This is a genomic window from Streptomyces sp. NPDC102402, assembly GCF_044765765.1.
Lineage (GTDB): Bacteria > Actinomycetota > Actinomycetes > Streptomycetales > Streptomycetaceae > Streptomyces.
The window spans coordinates 69102-83960 of the sequence record NZ_JBIWKR010000011.1; the positions used below are offsets into that span (position 1 = coordinate 69102).

12 protein-coding genes are annotated in these 14859 nt (G+C 71.6%); 7 read left to right on the forward strand and 5 right to left on the reverse strand.

The window, feature by feature from the left end; genetic code table 11:
• Window positions 1-57: 57 nt before the first annotated feature.
• A complete protein-coding gene (locus tag ACIRJR_RS27280) occupies window positions 58-1308 on the reverse strand; it encodes a hypothetical protein (RefSeq protein ID WP_403785301.1) in 1251 nt (416 codons plus the stop codon).
• Between the two features lie 152 nt (window positions 1309-1460).
• Between ACIRJR_RS27280 and ACIRJR_RS27285 the strand changes: the two genes are divergently transcribed.
• Complete coding sequence (locus ACIRJR_RS27285; protein ID WP_403785303.1) at window positions 1461-1733, forward strand: type II toxin-antitoxin system Phd/YefM family antitoxin; 273 nt, start codon at window positions 1461-1463, stop codon at window positions 1731-1733.
• A gap of 325 nt (window positions 1734-2058) precedes the next feature.
• Here ACIRJR_RS27285 and ACIRJR_RS27290 read toward each other — a convergent pair whose 3' ends face one another.
• On the reverse strand, window positions 2059-3378 hold the full coding sequence (locus ACIRJR_RS27290) for a cation:dicarboxylate symporter family transporter (RefSeq protein WP_403785613.1): 1320 nt from the start codon (window positions 3376-3378) through the stop codon (window positions 2059-2061).
• Window positions 3379-3577: 199 nt separating this feature from the next.
• On the opposite strand from ACIRJR_RS27290, the gene ACIRJR_RS27295 reads away from it, so the two are divergent.
• The 3 genes from ACIRJR_RS27295 to ACIRJR_RS27305 all read left to right on the forward strand — a co-directional run bounded on the left by ACIRJR_RS27295 (window position 3578) and on the right by ACIRJR_RS27305 (window position 6692).
• Window positions 3578-5233 (forward strand): ATP-binding protein, encoded by a 1656-nt coding sequence (locus tag ACIRJR_RS27295; protein ID WP_403785305.1) that lies wholly within the window; start codon window positions 3578-3580, stop codon window positions 5231-5233.
• Window positions 5230-5904 (forward strand): response regulator, encoded by a 675-nt coding sequence (locus tag ACIRJR_RS27300; protein ID WP_403785307.1) that lies wholly within the window; start codon window positions 5230-5232, stop codon window positions 5902-5904. The genes ACIRJR_RS27295 and ACIRJR_RS27300 overlap by 4 nt, the downstream gene beginning before the upstream one ends.
• A 164-nt stretch (window positions 5905-6068) precedes the next feature.
• A complete protein-coding gene (locus tag ACIRJR_RS27305) occupies window positions 6069-6692 on the forward strand; it encodes a helix-turn-helix domain-containing protein (RefSeq protein ID WP_403785616.1) in 624 nt (207 codons plus the stop codon).
• 90 nt (window positions 6693-6782) lie between these two features.
• Here ACIRJR_RS27305 and ACIRJR_RS27310 read toward each other — a convergent pair whose 3' ends face one another.
• Window positions 6783-7808 carry an ATP-dependent 6-phosphofructokinase gene (locus ACIRJR_RS27310; RefSeq protein ID WP_403785310.1) on the reverse strand — a complete coding sequence of 342 codons (1026 nt, stop codon included), beginning with the start codon at window positions 7806-7808 and terminating at the stop codon, window positions 6783-6785.
• Window positions 7809-8049: 241 nt separating this feature from the next.
• On the opposite strand from ACIRJR_RS27310, the gene pta reads away from it, so the two are divergent.
• The 3 genes from pta (at window position 8050) to pyk (ending at window position 12871) form a co-directional block, all read left to right on the forward strand.
• Window positions 8050-10131 (forward strand): phosphate acetyltransferase, encoded by a 2082-nt coding sequence (gene pta / locus ACIRJR_RS27315; protein WP_403785313.1) that lies wholly within the window; start codon window positions 8050-8052, stop codon window positions 10129-10131.
• Between the two features lie 32 nt (window positions 10132-10163).
• Complete coding sequence (locus ACIRJR_RS27320) at window positions 10164-11369, forward strand: acetate kinase (RefSeq protein WP_403785316.1); 1206 nt, start codon at window positions 10164-10166, stop codon at window positions 11367-11369.
• 74 nt (window positions 11370-11443) lie between these two features.
• On the forward strand, window positions 11444-12871 hold the full coding sequence (pyk, locus tag ACIRJR_RS27325; RefSeq protein ID WP_403785318.1) for a pyruvate kinase: 1428 nt from the start codon (window positions 11444-11446) through the stop codon (window positions 12869-12871).
• A gap of 87 nt (window positions 12872-12958) precedes the next feature.
• Here the strand turns inward: pyk and ACIRJR_RS27330 are convergent, their stop codons facing one another.
• Both ACIRJR_RS27330 and ACIRJR_RS27335 read right to left on the reverse strand, forming a co-directional pair.
• On the reverse strand, window positions 12959-14239 hold the full coding sequence (locus ACIRJR_RS27330; protein WP_403785321.1) for a hypothetical protein: 1281 nt from the start codon (window positions 14237-14239) through the stop codon (window positions 12959-12961).
• Window positions 14229-14798 (reverse strand): DUF6114 domain-containing protein, encoded by a 570-nt coding sequence (locus ACIRJR_RS27335; protein WP_403785323.1) that lies wholly within the window; start codon window positions 14796-14798, stop codon window positions 14229-14231. The genes ACIRJR_RS27330 and ACIRJR_RS27335 overlap by 11 nt, the downstream gene beginning before the upstream one ends.
• Window positions 14799-14859 lie beyond the last annotated feature (61 nt).

Here is a 14859-nt window from a genome sequence, read left to right on the forward strand (position 1 = left end):
GGAGGCAGTCGCCCGTACCCCTTGTCCGCTGTCCGAAAGCCCGTCATCTCGTCGTTCTCAGGAGACGGTGAGGAAGCAGGTGTAGGAGCCCTTCACCGTCGTCTCCGTCCCGCTGCCGGGCTGCCCGTCCATGGCGACCGAGACGGTCACGCTGGACCTGCCCTGCACGCGGAATCCCTTCGCGTACCGGCCGCCGCGCCTCCAGTCCTCCGGTGCGGCGGCATCGGCGCGCTCGCACTCCTCCTTGCCGTAGCGGTCGCCGCTCCCGACGTCCCGGTTGCCGGGGAACACCCGGTCCACCTCCACCTGCCCCAGCACCCGGAGGTCGTGCCGGTCCGCGCAGTCCACGGGCCGGACGATCTCCTCGGTGCCCAGCCCGGTGTCACCGGTGGCCGCGCACCGGCCGGCCTTCAGCGTGGTGACGGGCGCCAGCACCTCACCGGCGTCCTCGACGGGTTCGCCACCGCCGGAAGGCCCCTCGGCCTTCACCGGCTCGCCGAAGGCGGTGAGTGCGTACGCCGCCCGCAGCCGCTTCACGCCGACGAGCATCCCCTGGCCGTGCAGCGCGGTCAGCAGGGGGGCGAGGTCGGCGGAGGCCGAGGCCAGTCGGCCGTCGGCGTCCAGCTTCACCGTCAGTCCGACGGACTCCGTCCCCCAGGCGTCGCCGGCGCCCCGCAGGTGACGCGGGAGGAGTTCGCCCGCGACCTCGGGCAGCAGGGTCACCCGGTAGACCCGGCTGCCGTCCGCGCGGCGCTCAGGGGCCTCCCGGGGGATCGTGCGCGGAACGAGGTCCGCGAGGGTCCCGCTGTACGGCGCCGCGTCCCCGGCCGCGTGCCCGGCGACCTCGGCAGTGGCCTCGCCGAGTTCGCCGACGGCCTCGGGGGTGTACTTCAGCCAGGCGGACTCGCCGTTGCGGACGTAGACGTCGTCGTCCGCGGTGGCCAGCGCCTGCTCGCCCTTCGGAGCCGCTCCCCTCAGGACCTCCAGCGTGCCCTTCGGGAACGTGCGGGAAGCGGACAGGCCGAGGTCCGCGCGTGACGTCCCCCGCTCGTAGTCCTGGCTCCCCCGGGCGCGGTGCACGGCATCGCCGCCCGCCGTGCCGTAGGTCAGCGTCGAGACGAAGGCGGCGGTGCCCGCGTCACGGGTGGCGTCCGTCGCCGCCTGGAACTGCTCGGCGAGCGGCTGCCCGTAGACGGACTCCCCCGCGTCGCCCTTGTCCTCCGCGCCGCAACCACCCACGCCGATGAGAACCGGGAGCAGCAGCGCGAGTGCGGTTCTTCGGCGTCGTACGGTCTTCAATGTCCCCACCCCTTGTGCCTGGTCAGGACACTGATCCTGCTCGAACACCGGGTGCCGAACCAGCACAGGACGATCACGCCCGGCCACCTTCCACGAGCCCGCGGCGCTCACGGCCGACCGCTCGCCCCGCCTTGGTGCAGAACGGGTAGTACGCCGCATGTGTGGGCGACAACGACGAAGTCCCGCTCCGCGAGCTGAATCAGCAGAGCTCACGCGTGATGGCCCGCGTTCAGGCCGGGGAAACGGTCACCATCACCAAGGACGGTGTTCCGATAGGGGACATCGTCCCCCGCGGACTGCCGCTGGGCGTGCCCGTCCACCCGTTCCGCACCGACCCCATGGGGCATCTGGAACTCCCCGACCTGGGCGGCCCCGGGCTCACCGACGACGAGATCGACGCGACTCTGCGGGGCATGGGCTCGGTCGATGACTGACATCCCCGTCGCGATCGCCGACACGAACGCGCTGTACCGCCTCTTCACCCCAAGGACCCTGGGCGTACGGCGCACAAGGCAGACGACGGCCGGGGGGTCGGCCTGACCGACGCGATGAACGTCGTGCTCGCGGCCGCGTACCGCACAGCCGATCTCCCCACGTCCGACCGGCGCTTCCGGATCATGCGTCCGCTCACAGGCCACTCCGCGTTCCGGCTCCTTCCGGACGATCTGTGAGCCGACGCCCCGGACCGGCGGCCGGGGCCGCCGCGGAAACACGGACGCGGCCGGTACGGGAACCCCGTACCGGCCGCGTCGTCACGCGTCAGGCCTTCGCCAGCGAGCGCTGCTCCTCGCCGCCGTCCCTGGACTCGGGGACGTGCGGCTCGCCACCGTGGGCGTCGTCCGTCATCGTCTGCTCGTCGAACGGGAGGGCGCCGGAGAGGACCTGGTCCACCCGCTCCCGGTCGATCTCCTTGGTCCAGGTGCCGACCAGGACCGTGGCCACCGCGTTGCCCGCGAAGTTCGTCAGGGCGCGGGCCTCGCTCATGAAGCGGTCGATGCCGACGATCAGCCCGACGCCGTCGACCAGTTCGGGCCGGTGCGACTGGAGGCCGCCCGCGAGGGTCGCCAGACCGGCGCCGGTGACGCCCGCCGCGCCCTTGGAGGCGATGACCATGAAGACCAGCAGCGAGATCTGCTCGCCGATGCTCAGCGGGTCGCCCGTGGCGTTGGCGATGAAGAGCGAGGCCATCGTGAGGTAGATCGCGGTGCCGTCGAGGTTGAAGGAGTAGCCGGTCGGCACGGTGATGCCGACGACGGGCTTGCTGACCCCCATGTGCTCCATCTTCGCGATCAGCCGCGGCAGGGCCGACTCGGACGAGGAGGTGGAGAGGATCAGCAGGAACTCGCGGCCCAGGTACTTCAGCAGGGAGAGGATGTTGACCCCGGCCACCAGGCGCAGGATCGCGCCCAGGATCACGAACACGAAGAGCGCGCAGGTCACGTAGAAGCCGACCATGATGATCGCGAGGGACTTCAGCGCGTCCACGCCGGTCTCCCCGACCACCGCCGCCATCGCGCCGAACGCGCCGACCGGAGCCGCCCACATGATCATGGCGAGGACACGGAAGACGAGGCGCTGGATGTGGCCGATGCCGCGGATGACCGGCTCTCCGGCCGAACCCATGGCCTGGAGCGCGAAGCCCGCGAGCAGGGCGATGAGCAGGGTCTGGAGGACCTCGCCCTCGGTGAACGCGGACACCATGGTGGTGGGGATGATGCCGAGCAGGAAGTCCACGGTGGACTCGCTGTCGCCCGCCTGCGCCTCACCCGCGGCGCGGGCCGCTTCGGTGAGGTGGAGGCTGGAGCCCGGCTCCAGGATGTTGCCGACGACCAGGCCGATGGCCAGGGCCACGGTCGACATCACCAGGAAGTAGCCGAGGGCCAGACCGCCGACGGCGCCGACCTTGGCGGCCTTCCGTACGGAGCCGACCCCGAGCACGATCGTGCAGAAGATGATCGGCGAGATCATCATCTTGATGAGGTTGACGAAGCCGGTGCCGATCGGCTTGAGCTCCACGGCGAAGTCCGGAGCCACCAGGCCCACCGTGATGCCGAGCACCACGGCGGCGATCACGGCCATGTAGAGATAGTGGGTGCGGTCCCGTCGTGCGGCTTTCTCTGCCACGGGGGTCTCCTCGGGTATGCGTCGGCTCCCCGTCCCTGGGGGCCCCGGTGACTATTCACTTCCCTGTGACGGCCGTCACCCTTGCGTTCATATCGTTCACGGACGCTTATCGGCCACCTTGGGCCGGTGGACCCCGCCAGGCAGACTGTGGGGCATGCGCCTGCCCCGGACCCTCCCCCGCAGCCTGGCCGGCCAGCTGTTCGCGATGCAGGCCCTGCTCGTGGCGGCGGTCGTGGCCGGGTGCGCCGTCTTCGCGTACGCCTCCGGCCGGTCCCAGGCCGAGGAGACCGCGGCCCGCCAGGTGCGGGCGGCCGCCCTCGCCATGGCCGGATCACCCTCCGTGCGGGAGGCGATCCGTACCCCGGACCCGTCCGCCGTACTCCAGCCGTACGCGGAGCGGGTCCGCGAGGACACCGGGATCGCGTTCGTCACGATCATGAACCCGCGGGGGGTCCGGTGGACCCACCCCGACCCGTCCCAGATCGGACGGCGGTTCATCGGGCACACCGAGCGCGCGCTGCTCGGGGAGACCTTCGAGGAGACCTACACCGGGACGCTGGGACCCTCGATACGGGTCGTCACCCCGGTCCGCGACGGGGGCAGGATCGTCGGCCTGGTGAGCGCGGGCATCACCGTCGAGCGGGTGTCCACCCAGGTACGGGAGCAGCTGGGCGCCCTGGCCACGGCGGCGGGCGGCGCCCTCGCCCTCGGGGCGCTCGGGACGTACGTGATCAACGCCAGGCTGCGGCGGCACACACACGGGATGAACGCCCGGGAGCTGAGCCGGATGCACACCTACCACGAGGCGACGCTGCACGCGGTGCGCGAGGGGCTGCTCATGCTGGACGGGCAGCGCCGCGTCGCCCTCATCAACGACGCCGGCCGGGAGCTGCTGGGGCTGGCCCCGGGGGCGGTCGGCCGCCGGGTCGACGAGCTCGCGCTGCCGGCGCCGCTGACCGGGGCGCTCCTGGCGTCCGAGCCCCGGGTGGACGAGGTCCACCTCACGGCGGAGCGGGTGATCGTCGTCAACACCAGCCCGGTGGTCGGCGGCGAGCGGCGCGGCACCGTCGTGACGCTGCGGGACCACACGGAGCTGCAGGCGCTGTCCGGCGAGCTCGACTCGGAACGCGGCTTCACCCAGGCGCTTCGCTCGCAGGCGCACGAGGCGGCGAACCGGCTGCACACCGTGGTCTCGCTCATCGAGCTGGACCGGGTCGACGAGGCGGTGGACTTCGCGACGGCGGAGCTGGAGCTCGCGCAGGTCCTCACCGACCGGGTCGTGGGCGCGGTGGCCGAGCCGGTGCTGGCCGCTCTGCTGCTCGGCAAGGCGGCGCAGGCCAACGAACGGGGCGTGGAGTTGGTGCTCACCGAGGACAGCCTGATCGACGACGGGGCGCTGCCGTGGTCGCTGGCCCCGCGGGACCTGGTCACGGTCCTCGGCAATCTCATCGACAACGCGGTGGACGCCGCGTCGGACACGACGGGCACCGCCGGCGCGCCCGTTCCCGACCGGCGTGCCGCCACCCGGGCCCTGGTCACCGTGACCGCGCGGACGGAGGCCGGCGAGCTGCTGCTGCGGGTGGCGGACACCGGTGCCGGGATCGGCCCGGACGACGCGGACGAGGTGTTCCGGCGGGGCTGGACCACCAACGGCTCGGGCCGTGGCCTGGGCCTGGCGCTGGTGCGGCAGGCGGTCCACCGCAACGGCGGGACGGTGACGCTGGGCCGGGCGCCCGGCGGCGGCGCGGAGTTCACGGTGCGGCTGCCGCCGGCCGGTCGCGTGGCGGGGGCGGAGGTGGTGGCGCCGTGATCCGGGTGCTGGTCGTGGAGGACGACCCGGTGGCCGCCGCCGCCCATCAGCTCTACGTGGACCGGGTGCCGGGTTTCGAGGTCGCCGCCGTCGCCCATTCCCGGGCGGAGGCCGTACGGGCTCTGGACCGCACGGAGGTCGACCTGCTGCTGCTCGACCTGTATCTGCCCGACGGCCACGGTCTGCAGCTTCTGCGGTCGCTCCGGGCGGCGGGGCACGGCGCGGACGTCATCGCCGTGACGTCGGCGCGCGACCTGGCGGTGGTGCGGGAGGGGGTGTCGCTCGGCGTCGTGCAGTACGTGCTGAAGCCGTTCACCTACCCCACGCTCCGCGACCGGCTCGTGCGGTACGCCGAGTTCCGTGCGGCGGCCGGTGAGGCGAGCGGCCAGGAGGAGGTGGACCGGGCGCTGGGCGCGCTCCGGGTCGCGGACCCGGCCACCCTGCCCAAGGGGCTGAGCGGCCCGACGCTGGAGGCGGTGACGCGGGCACTGCGGGAGGCGCCGGACGGGGTCACCGCCGCGGCCGCCGGAGAGGAGCTGGGGATCTCCCGGATCACCGCGCGCCGCTACCTGGAGCATCTGGTGACGGTGGGCCGGGCCGTGCGCCGGCCCAGTTACGGTCAGGTCGGCCGGCCCGAGCTGCATTACCACTGGGTGGCCGAAACCCGCTGATGGTCCGGCCCGCCTCAGGAGGGCGCCCTAGGAGGATCATACGAAGGGTGAACTGATAGGAACAGCCTGTAGCCAGGCCGTTCGCGGCCTTCTACGGTGGGGCCGTGCACCCCACCCCGCCCTTCAACGCCCCCGCCGCGCGCCGCCTTCGCGAGGCACTGGGAATGGCTCCCGGACATGTTGCGTACGGGCTCGGCGCCCAGTACGGACTGCGGATCACGACAGAGACCGTGATGGCCTGGGAGCGTGGCACGGCCATGCCCGGCGAACGCGAACTCATGGCGCTGGCGGGGGTGCTGTGGTGCGCGCCGGGCGAACTGCTGGCCGCGGCGAGCACGTTGCGCGACCACCGGCTGGCCCGGGACCTCGCGTCGGACGACCTGGCGCGGGCGCTCGGGATGACGGCCGCCGCGTACCAGCGGATCGAGGATTCGGGACGCTGGCGCGGCAACGAGCGCCAGGCCGTGGCCCTCTGCGAGGCGCTGGGCATGTCGGCGGCGCAGTTCCTGACGGCGACCGGCCGGAACGAGGAGCTGGGGTCCCTGCTGACCCGGGCGGTCACGACCCGCTGGCAGGCGTACGTGCGTCCCGTGGACAAGCTCGTCCCGCTGGACCGGATCCTGGTCCAGGACGTGCTGGAGCAGCTGCACGCCGACTACCAGTCGCTGATGGTGTCGACTCTGAGCTGGAACACCACGGGCCGGGACCGGGCCGGGACGGCGGGCGAGGAGGGCCGGGAGTTCCTGGAGCGGGTGGTCGAGGAGTTCTGGCGGACGGCGGGCATCTGAGCCCTCCGCCGTCCCCGCGGGGGAACGGGCGCGGCCCCGGCCGTCCACGGGGGACGGCCGGGGCCGCGTGCGCCTGGTGCCGGGCCGTGGTCAGAAGACCGACTCGGCCTCGTACATCCGGTCGCTGGGGACCGTCTTCAGCCGGGTCACGGCGTCCGCCAGCGGGGCCATCACGATCTCGGTCCCGCGCAGCGCCGTCATCCGGCCGAAGTCACCGCGGTGCACGGCCTCCACGGCGTTCCATCCGAAGCGGGTCGCGAGCACCCGGTCGTAGGCGGTCGGCGTGCCACCGCGCTGCACATGGCCGAGGATGACCGGCCGGGCCTCCTTGCCGAGGCGCAGTTCCAGCTCGGCGGCGAGGCGGTTGCCGATGCCCTTGAAGCGCTCGTGGCCGAACTGGTCGATCTCGCCCTTGACGTACGGCATGGAGCCCTCGGCCGGGTGGGCACCCTCGGCCACGCAGATGACGGCGAACTTCTTGCCGCGGGCGAAACGCTCCTCGACCATCTTGACCAGGTCGTCGACCTGGAAGGGCCGCTCGGGCAGACAGATGCCGTGGGCGCCGCCGGCCATGCCGGACTCCAGGGCGATCCAGCCCGCGTGACGCCCCATGACCTCGACGACCATGACCCGCTGGTGCGATTCGGCCGTGGTCTTGAGGCGGTCTATGGCCTCGGTCGCGACGCCCACGGCGGTGTCGAACCCGAAGGTCCGGTCGGTCGCGGAGATGTCGTTGTCGATGGTCTTCGGGACGCCGACGACGGGCATCCCGGCGTCGGCGAGCATGCGGGCCGCGGTGAGCGTGCCCTCGCCGCCGATCGGGATCAGCGCGTCGATGCCGTAACGGAGGGAGAGCTCCGCGCAGTTCTCGGCGGCCTCGCGCAGCCGGTCGCGCTCGAGGCGTGCCGAGCCGAGGATCGTGCCGCCGCGCGCCAGGATGCCGCTGACCGCGTTCAGGTCCAGGGGCCGGAAGTGGCCGTCGAGCAGCCCCTTGAAGCCGTCCTCGAAGCCGATGACCTCATCGCCGTGCCCCACGACGGCGCGGTGCACGACCGACCGGATCACAGCGTTCAGGCCTGGGCAGTCGCCGCCTGCGGTGAGAATTCCGATGCGCATCCTGCTCTGTCTCCTGCTCGCTAGTGCCATGCATTCCGGGGACCCGTCGAGAAACCCCCGTACCGTGAGCCACGACGATTGTCCCACGCCGAGCCGGGCACCCGCGCTTCCGGCTCCGCGGACGGGCGGCGCCCGGTGCCCGGGAACGGCCCGCACGGGGCGCTGCCCGGCGGGCGGCCCACCTGCCCCGGTAGGTATCGTCAAAGGGACAATGCAAGCCAAACAGGACGGGAGACCACGCGTGGCGCGCAGCGTGTACGTGACCGGGATCGACCGGGGAGACGGCCGCCAGGTCGTCGATCTGGGAGTCATGGAGCTACTGACGCGTCAGGTCGACCGGGTCGGCGTCTTCCGCCCCCTGGTCCACGACGGACCCGACCGGCTGTTCGAGCTGCTGCGGGCGCGCTACCGGCTCTCCCAGAGCGCGGAGACCGTCTTCGGCCTGGACTACCACGAGGCTTCCGCGGTCCAGGCGGAGAAGGGTACCGACGAACTGGTCTCCCTGCTCGTCGAGCGGTTCCACCGGGTGGCCCGCGACTACGAGGTGGTGCTGGTCCTCGGCAGCGACTTCGCCGCCACCCAGCTCCCCGACGAACTGGCCCTGAACGCCCGGCTCGCCAACGAGTTCGGCGCCTCCGTGATCGCGGTGGTCGGCGGCAAGGGCCAGGACGCGGGGTCCGTGCGGGCCGAGACGCGCAACGCCTACCGGGCGTACGCCGGCCTCGGCTGCGACGTCCTGGCGATGATCGTGAACCGGGTGGCCTCCGAGGACCGCTCGGACATCGCCGAGCGGCTGCGGGCGCAGCTCCCGGTCCCCTGCTCCGTGCTGCCGGACGACCCCGCGCTCTCCGCACCCACCGTCGCCCAGATCACCACCGCGCTGGACGGAACGGTTCTGCTCGGCGACGACTCGGGTCTGGCCAGGGACGCGCTGGACTTCGTGTTCGGCGGCGCCATGCTCCCCAACCTCCTGAAGGCCCTGACCCCGGGCTGCATGGTCGTCACCCCCGGCGACCGGGCGGACCTGGTCATCGGTTCGCTCGCGGCGCACAGCGCCGGCACGCCGCCCATCGCCGGCGTCCTGCTCACCCTGAACGAGCGCCCCGGCGAGGAGATACTCCGGCTGGCGACCCGTCTCGCGCCGGGCACCCCGGTCGTCGCCGTCACCGGGGGATCCTTCCCCACGGCCGCCGAACTCTTCGCCCTCGAAGGCAAGTTGAACGCCGCAACGCCACGCAAGGCGGAGACCGCCCTCGGCCTGTTCGAGCGCCACGTGGACACCGGCGCCCTGCTGGAGCGGATCTCCGTGGCCCGCAGCGGACGGGTCACCCCGATGATGTTCGAGCACGAACTGCTGGAGCAGGCCCGCTCCGACCGGCGCCGGGTCGTCCTGCCCGAGGGCACCGAGGAGCGGGTCCTGCGCGCCGCCGACGTGCTCCTGCGCCGCGACGTCTGCGACCTGACGCTGCTCGGGGACACCGACGTCATCCGCAAGAAGGCCGCCGATCTGGGCATCGACCTCGCCGGGACCCAGCTCGTCGACCCGCAGACCTCCGAGCTGCGCCAGGGCTTCGCGGAGCGGTACGCCGCGCTGCGCGCGCACCGCGGGGTGACGGTGGAGCTGGCGTACGACGTCGTCTCGGACGTCAACTACTTCGGCACCCTGATGGTCCAGGAGGGCCTGGCCGACGGCATGGTCTCCGGTTCGGTGCACTCCACCGCGGCGACGATCCGGCCCGCCTTCGAGATCATCAAGACGAAGCCCGACGCCTCGATCGTCTCCTCGGTGTTCTTCATGTGCCTCGCCGACAAGGTCCTGGTCTACGGGGACTGCGCGGTCAACCCCGATCCGGACGCGGAGCAGCTCGCGGACATCGCGGTGCAGTCCGCGGTCACCGCGGCCCGCTTCGGCGTGGACCCCAGGATCGCGATGCTCTCGTACTCGACGGGCACCTCGGGCACGGGCGCCGACGTCGACAAGGTGCGGGAGGCCACGGAGCGGGTACGCGCCTCACGGCCGGACCTCAGCGTCGAGGGCCCGATCCAGTACGACGCGGCGGTCGAACCGTCCGTCGCCGCGACCAAGCTGCCGGCGTCGGAGGTGGCGGGCCGGGCGACCGTCCTGATCTTCCCGGACCTCAACACCGGCAACAACACCTACAAGGCGGTCCAGCGCTCGGCGGGCGCGGTCGCGGTCGGCCCGGTCCTGCAGGGGCTGCGCAAGCCGGTCAACGACCTGTCCCGCGGCGCGCTGGTCCAGGACATCGTCAACACGGTGGCCATCACGGCGATCCAGGCGCAGGGCGAGGAACGACCGCGATGACCACCGGCCCGAGCAGTGAAGGTTCCCGCTCCATGAATGACGCCCACCGCGTACTCGTGCTCAACTCCGGCTCCTCGTCGGTGAAGTACCAGCTGCTGGACATGCGCGACCGGTCGAGGCTGGCCACGGGCCTGGTCGAGCGGATCGGCGAGTCGTCCTCCCGGCTGGTGCACACCCCGCTGACCGGCGGGGAGCCCCGCGAGCGCACCGGCAGGATCGCCGACCACGAGGAGGCGCTGAAGGCCGCGGCCGAGGAGCTGGCGGCCGACGGGCTGGGGCTGGACTCCCCCGACCTCGCGGCGATCGGCCACCGGGTGGTGCACGGCGGGCTGAAGTTCAGCGAGCCCACCGTGATCACCGACGAGGTACTGAAGGAGATCGAACGGCTCGTCCCGGTGGCCCCGCTGCACAACCCGGCGAACATCACCGGTATCCGCACCGCCCAGGCGCTGCGCCCGGACCTGCCGCAGGTGGCGGTCTTCGACACGGCCTTCCACACGACGATGCCGGAGTCCGCGGCGCGGTACGCGATCGACGTCGAGACCGCCGACGCGCACCGCATCCGCCGCTACGGCTTCCACGGCACCTCGCACGCGTACGTCTCGCGCAGAACGGCCGAGCTGCTGGGCCGGCCGGTGGCCGACGTGAACGTGATCGTGCTGCACCTGGGCAACGGCGCCTCGGCCTCCGCGGTGGAGGGCGGCCGCTGCGTGGAGACGTCCATGGGACTGACCCCTCTGGAGGGGCTGGTCATGGGGACGCGTTCGGGGGACGTGGACCCCGCCGTCACCTTCCACCTGAAGCGGGTGGCGGGGATGTCGGCGGACGAGATCGACGTCCTGCTCAACAAGCGGAGCGGCCTGGTCGGCCTCTGCGGCGACAACGACATGCGGGAGATCCGGCGGAGGGTGGACGAGGGCGACGAGCGCGCCACGCTGGCGTTCGACATCTACATCCACCGGCTGAAGAAGTACATCGGCGCCTATTCAGCGGTCCTCGGCCGGGTGGACGCCGTGGTGTTCACGGCGGGGGTCGGCGAGAACTCGGGTCCGGTGCGGGAAGCTGCGCTCGCGGGACTGGAGGGCTTCGGCCTGGTCGTGGACGCGGAACGCAACGCCGTGCGGTCCGGCGAACCGCGGCTGATCTCGCCCGACGACGCACGGGTCGCGGTCGCCGTCGTGCCCACCGACGAGGAGCTGGAGATCGCCGGACAGACCTTCGCACTTGTCCACAACTGAGCGGCCCCGCGCCCCTTTGTATCTTCCACCAGACGGAATATTCCGCAGTGAAACAAACCGATAGGATCCGCCTCATGCGCCGTTCCAAAATCGTCTGCACCCTCGGTCCCGCCGTCGACTCCCATGAGCAGCTCGTCGCTCTGATCGAGGCCGGCATGAGCGTGGCCCGTTTCAATTTCAGTCACGGTTCCCACGAGGAGCACCAAGGCCGTTACGACCGGGTCCGCAAGGCCGCGGCCGAGACCGGCCGCGCGGTCGGCGTCCTCGCCGACCTGCAGGGCCCCAAGATCCGCCTCGCGAAGTTCGCCGAGGGTCCCGTCGAGCTGGTCCGCGGGGACGAGTTCGTCATCACCTCCGAGGACGTCCCCGGCGACAAGTCGATCTGCGGCACCACCTACAAGGGGCTGCCCGGCGACGTCGCCAAGGGCGACCCGATCCTGATCAACGACGGCAACGTCGAGCTGAAGGTCGTCTCGGTCGACGGCCCCCGGGTCACCACCATCGTCATCGAGGGCGGTGTCATCTCCGATCACAAGGGCATCAACCTCCCCGGTGCGGCGGTCAACGTCCCCGCGCTGTCCGAGAAGGACGTCGAGGACCTCCGGTTCGCCCTGCGGATGGGCTGCGACATGGTCGCGCTGTCCTTCGTCCGGGACGCCGAGGACGTCAAGGACGTGCACAAGGTGATGGACGAGGAGGGCCGCCGGGTCCCCGTCATCGCCAAGGTCGAGAAGCCGCAGGCCGTCGAGCACATGGAGGGCGTCGTCGCCGCCTTCGACGCCGTGATGGTCGCCCGCGGCGACCTCGCCGTCGAGTATCCGCTCGAGAAGGTCCCGATGGTGCAGAAGCGCCTCATCGAGCTGTGCCGCCGCAACGCGAAGCCGGTGATCGTGGCGACCCAGATGATGGAGTCGATGATCACCAACTCGCGGCCGACCCGCGCCGAGGCGTCCGACGTCGCCAACGCGATCCTGGACGGCGCGGACGCGGTCATGCTCTCGGCGGAGTCCTCGGTCGGCGCGTACCCGATCGAGACGGTCAAGACGATGGCGAAGATCGTCGCCGCCGCCGAGGAGGAGCTCCTGTCCAAGGGCCTCCAGCCGCTGGTGCCGGGCAAGAAGCCGCGCACCCAGGGCGGTTCCGTGGCGCGCGCGGCCTGCGAGATCGCGGACTTCCTGGACGGCAAGGCGCTGGTGGCCTTCACCAAGTCCGGTGACACCGCCCGCCGCCTCTCCCGCTACCGCACGGCGCAGCCGATCCTGGCCTTCACCACGGAGGAGTCGATCCGCAACCAGCTCGCGCTGAGCTGGGGCGTCGAGTCCTACGTCGTGCCGCACGTGGACAACACGGACGCCATGGTCGACCTGGTGGACGCCGAGCTGCTGAAGCTGAACCGCTACAGCGACGGCGACACGATGGTCATCACCGCCGGCTCGCCCCCCGGCGTCCCCGGCACCACCAACATGGTCCGGGTGCACCGGCTGAGCGGCGAGCGCGCCTGACGCGCCCCGCGGCGGACACGACGGTGGCCCGCACCCCCTCGGGGGTGCGGGCCACCGTCGTCGTGCGGCTCCCGAACGGGTCTGTGACTAGCTGTTGCCGCCGGTGAAGTAGTTCTGCAGGCCGGGGACCTTGAGTGATCCGCCGAACTGACCCGCCTGCTTCACCGTGGCGTCGGTGAAGAAGGCGAACGGCACGTTCAGCGGCGGCGGGGTCTCCGGGCTGAAGGTGATGGGGATGAGGCCGAAGAGGTTGCCCTTCAGCTCTTCCGTGTACATGGTCACCGTGCCGTTGCGGATGGTGGAGGTCGAGCCCTCCGCCGCCTTGACGTGGCCGGTGGTGCCGGCGGGCCCCGTCGTCAGCTGGTGCAGGTCCTTGATGTCGATGGTGTCGGCGGTGAACTTCAGCACCTTCTTGATGCTGCCGTTGTACGTCTTCACCTCGACGATGCCCGCGTAGTCGAGCCCGGTGAGCGTCAGCTTCGACGTCTCCAGCGTCCACGGGTCGTCCGGGAGCAGCGGGATGCCCTGCTCCAGGTCGGCCGCGGCCAGCGCGTCCGGGTCGGCGGTCGGGCAGGGGAAGCGCTCCTTGGCGCCGTCCGGGATGTCCTCGTCCTTCACCGGGTCGAGGCCCTTGACGTCGTCGTCGAGCTCCTCGACGCCCTTGCCCGCCTTGTCCGCGGCGTCACGGATGGCGTCGGTGGTCTTGTCGACCGTGTCCTTCGCCTTCTCCGTGGCCTCCTCCACCGGCTTGGTGGCGGTGGCGCTCTCCGACGGCTCGGGGCTCTCCGCGGTGGCTTCGGGAGCAGGCTCGGCCGTCTCCTTGTCCGGTCCGTCGAAGAGGTCCTTGAGCGCGTCGCCGACGCCCAGCGGGTCGAGGGGGTTCTTCGACTTCGTGGGCTCGGGGGTGGCCGAGGTGGCGGCCTTGTCCTCGGAGGCCTCCGCGGGTGCGTCCTCGTCGGACGCGCTCGCACTGGCGGAGGGCTTCGGTGCGGCGGTCCCGCCGCTCTCGTCGTCCTTCCCGGAGTCGTCCTTCCCGGAGTCGTCCTTGCCCGCGTCGTCGGACGGCGTGGCGCTCGGAGTCGGCTCCGCCTCGGGCTCCTGCGACTCGGACGGCTCGTCGGACCGGGTCACACAGGGCCCGGGCGCGAAGGGGATGTCCGTGTTGTCGTCGGCCATCGCCAGCTTGGGGGTGAGCCCCATGCCCACGAAGACGGCCGTCGGCATCGCGGCGAGCGCGAACGCCTTCTTGCCCGCCGGCATGTGCAGCTTCGTCAGGAGCGACTTCCTGGGCGCCGCGTGGCGGGGCCCTCTTCGCTCCGGAAGGTCCTCCGGCCCGAAGTCGTCCGACTGCCTGTCGTCACCCCGCACGATGCCTCCCACCGTCGGCCTCCGCCGTCGCCGCCTTGAACAGCATCGGCTTCCGCGGGGCCTCAGCCGTTTCGGGGAACTCCTTCGGGTGTTCCGGGCCCTGCGGGGCCTCGCCCCGGCCCATCTGCGCCCGGTGGCCCTCGGACGCCGGGGCACCCTTCGCGTCGGCCGGGGCCCAGGCGATGGAGAGGGCTCCGCCGAGGAGCGAGAACAGGAAGCCGACGATGAAGCCGCCTATGTTGGCGACGGGTATGGAGATCAGCGCGAGCAGGATCGCGGCGACGCCGGCGAACACGCGCACGATGTGGTGGAACCACATCGTGAAGCCCAGCGTGATGAGCAGGATCCCGATGATCAGCGACCCCGCACCCGCGGTGGTGGACATCGCGATCGTCATGTTGCCGAGGTGCATGTTGGCGTACGGGAAGTACGCGATGGGTAGACCACCCAAGATGGTGAACAGGCCCGCCCAGAACGGCCGGTTACCCCGCCAGGTGCGGAATCCCCGCCGGTAGACGGTGAGGTAGTGCTCGTTCTGCCCTGTGGACTCGGGGCTCATGGAAAACAGCTCCCTGGAACCGGTACTGCTGTGAGAAGAGAAGGGGTGGGCAACCGGAGGC

Coding starts and splice junctions, on each gene's coding strand:
- ACIRJR_RS27290 (WP_403785613.1), bottom strand. CDS start 3,378: ATGGCCGTGATCGCCGCCGTGGTGCTCGGCATCACGGTGGGCCTGGTG.
- ACIRJR_RS27305 (WP_403785616.1), top strand. CDS start 6,069: ATGGCTCCCGGACATGTTGCGTACGGGCTCGGCGCCCAGTACGGACTG.
- ACIRJR_RS27310 (WP_403785310.1), bottom strand. CDS start 7,808: ATGCGCATCGGAATTCTCACCGCAGGCGGCGACTGCCCAGGCCTGAAC.
- ACIRJR_RS27295 (WP_403785305.1), top strand. CDS start 3,578: ATGCGCCTGCCCCGGACCCTCCCCCGCAGCCTGGCCGGCCAGCTGTTC.
- ACIRJR_RS27320 (WP_403785316.1), top strand. CDS start 10,164: ATGAATGACGCCCACCGCGTACTCGTGCTCAACTCCGGCTCCTCGTCG.
- pyk (WP_403785318.1), top strand. CDS start 11,444: ATGCGCCGTTCCAAAATCGTCTGCACCCTCGGTCCCGCCGTCGACTCC.
- ACIRJR_RS27335 (WP_403785323.1), bottom strand. CDS start 14,798: ATGAGCCCCGAGTCCACAGGGCAGAACGAGCACTACCTCACCGTCTAC.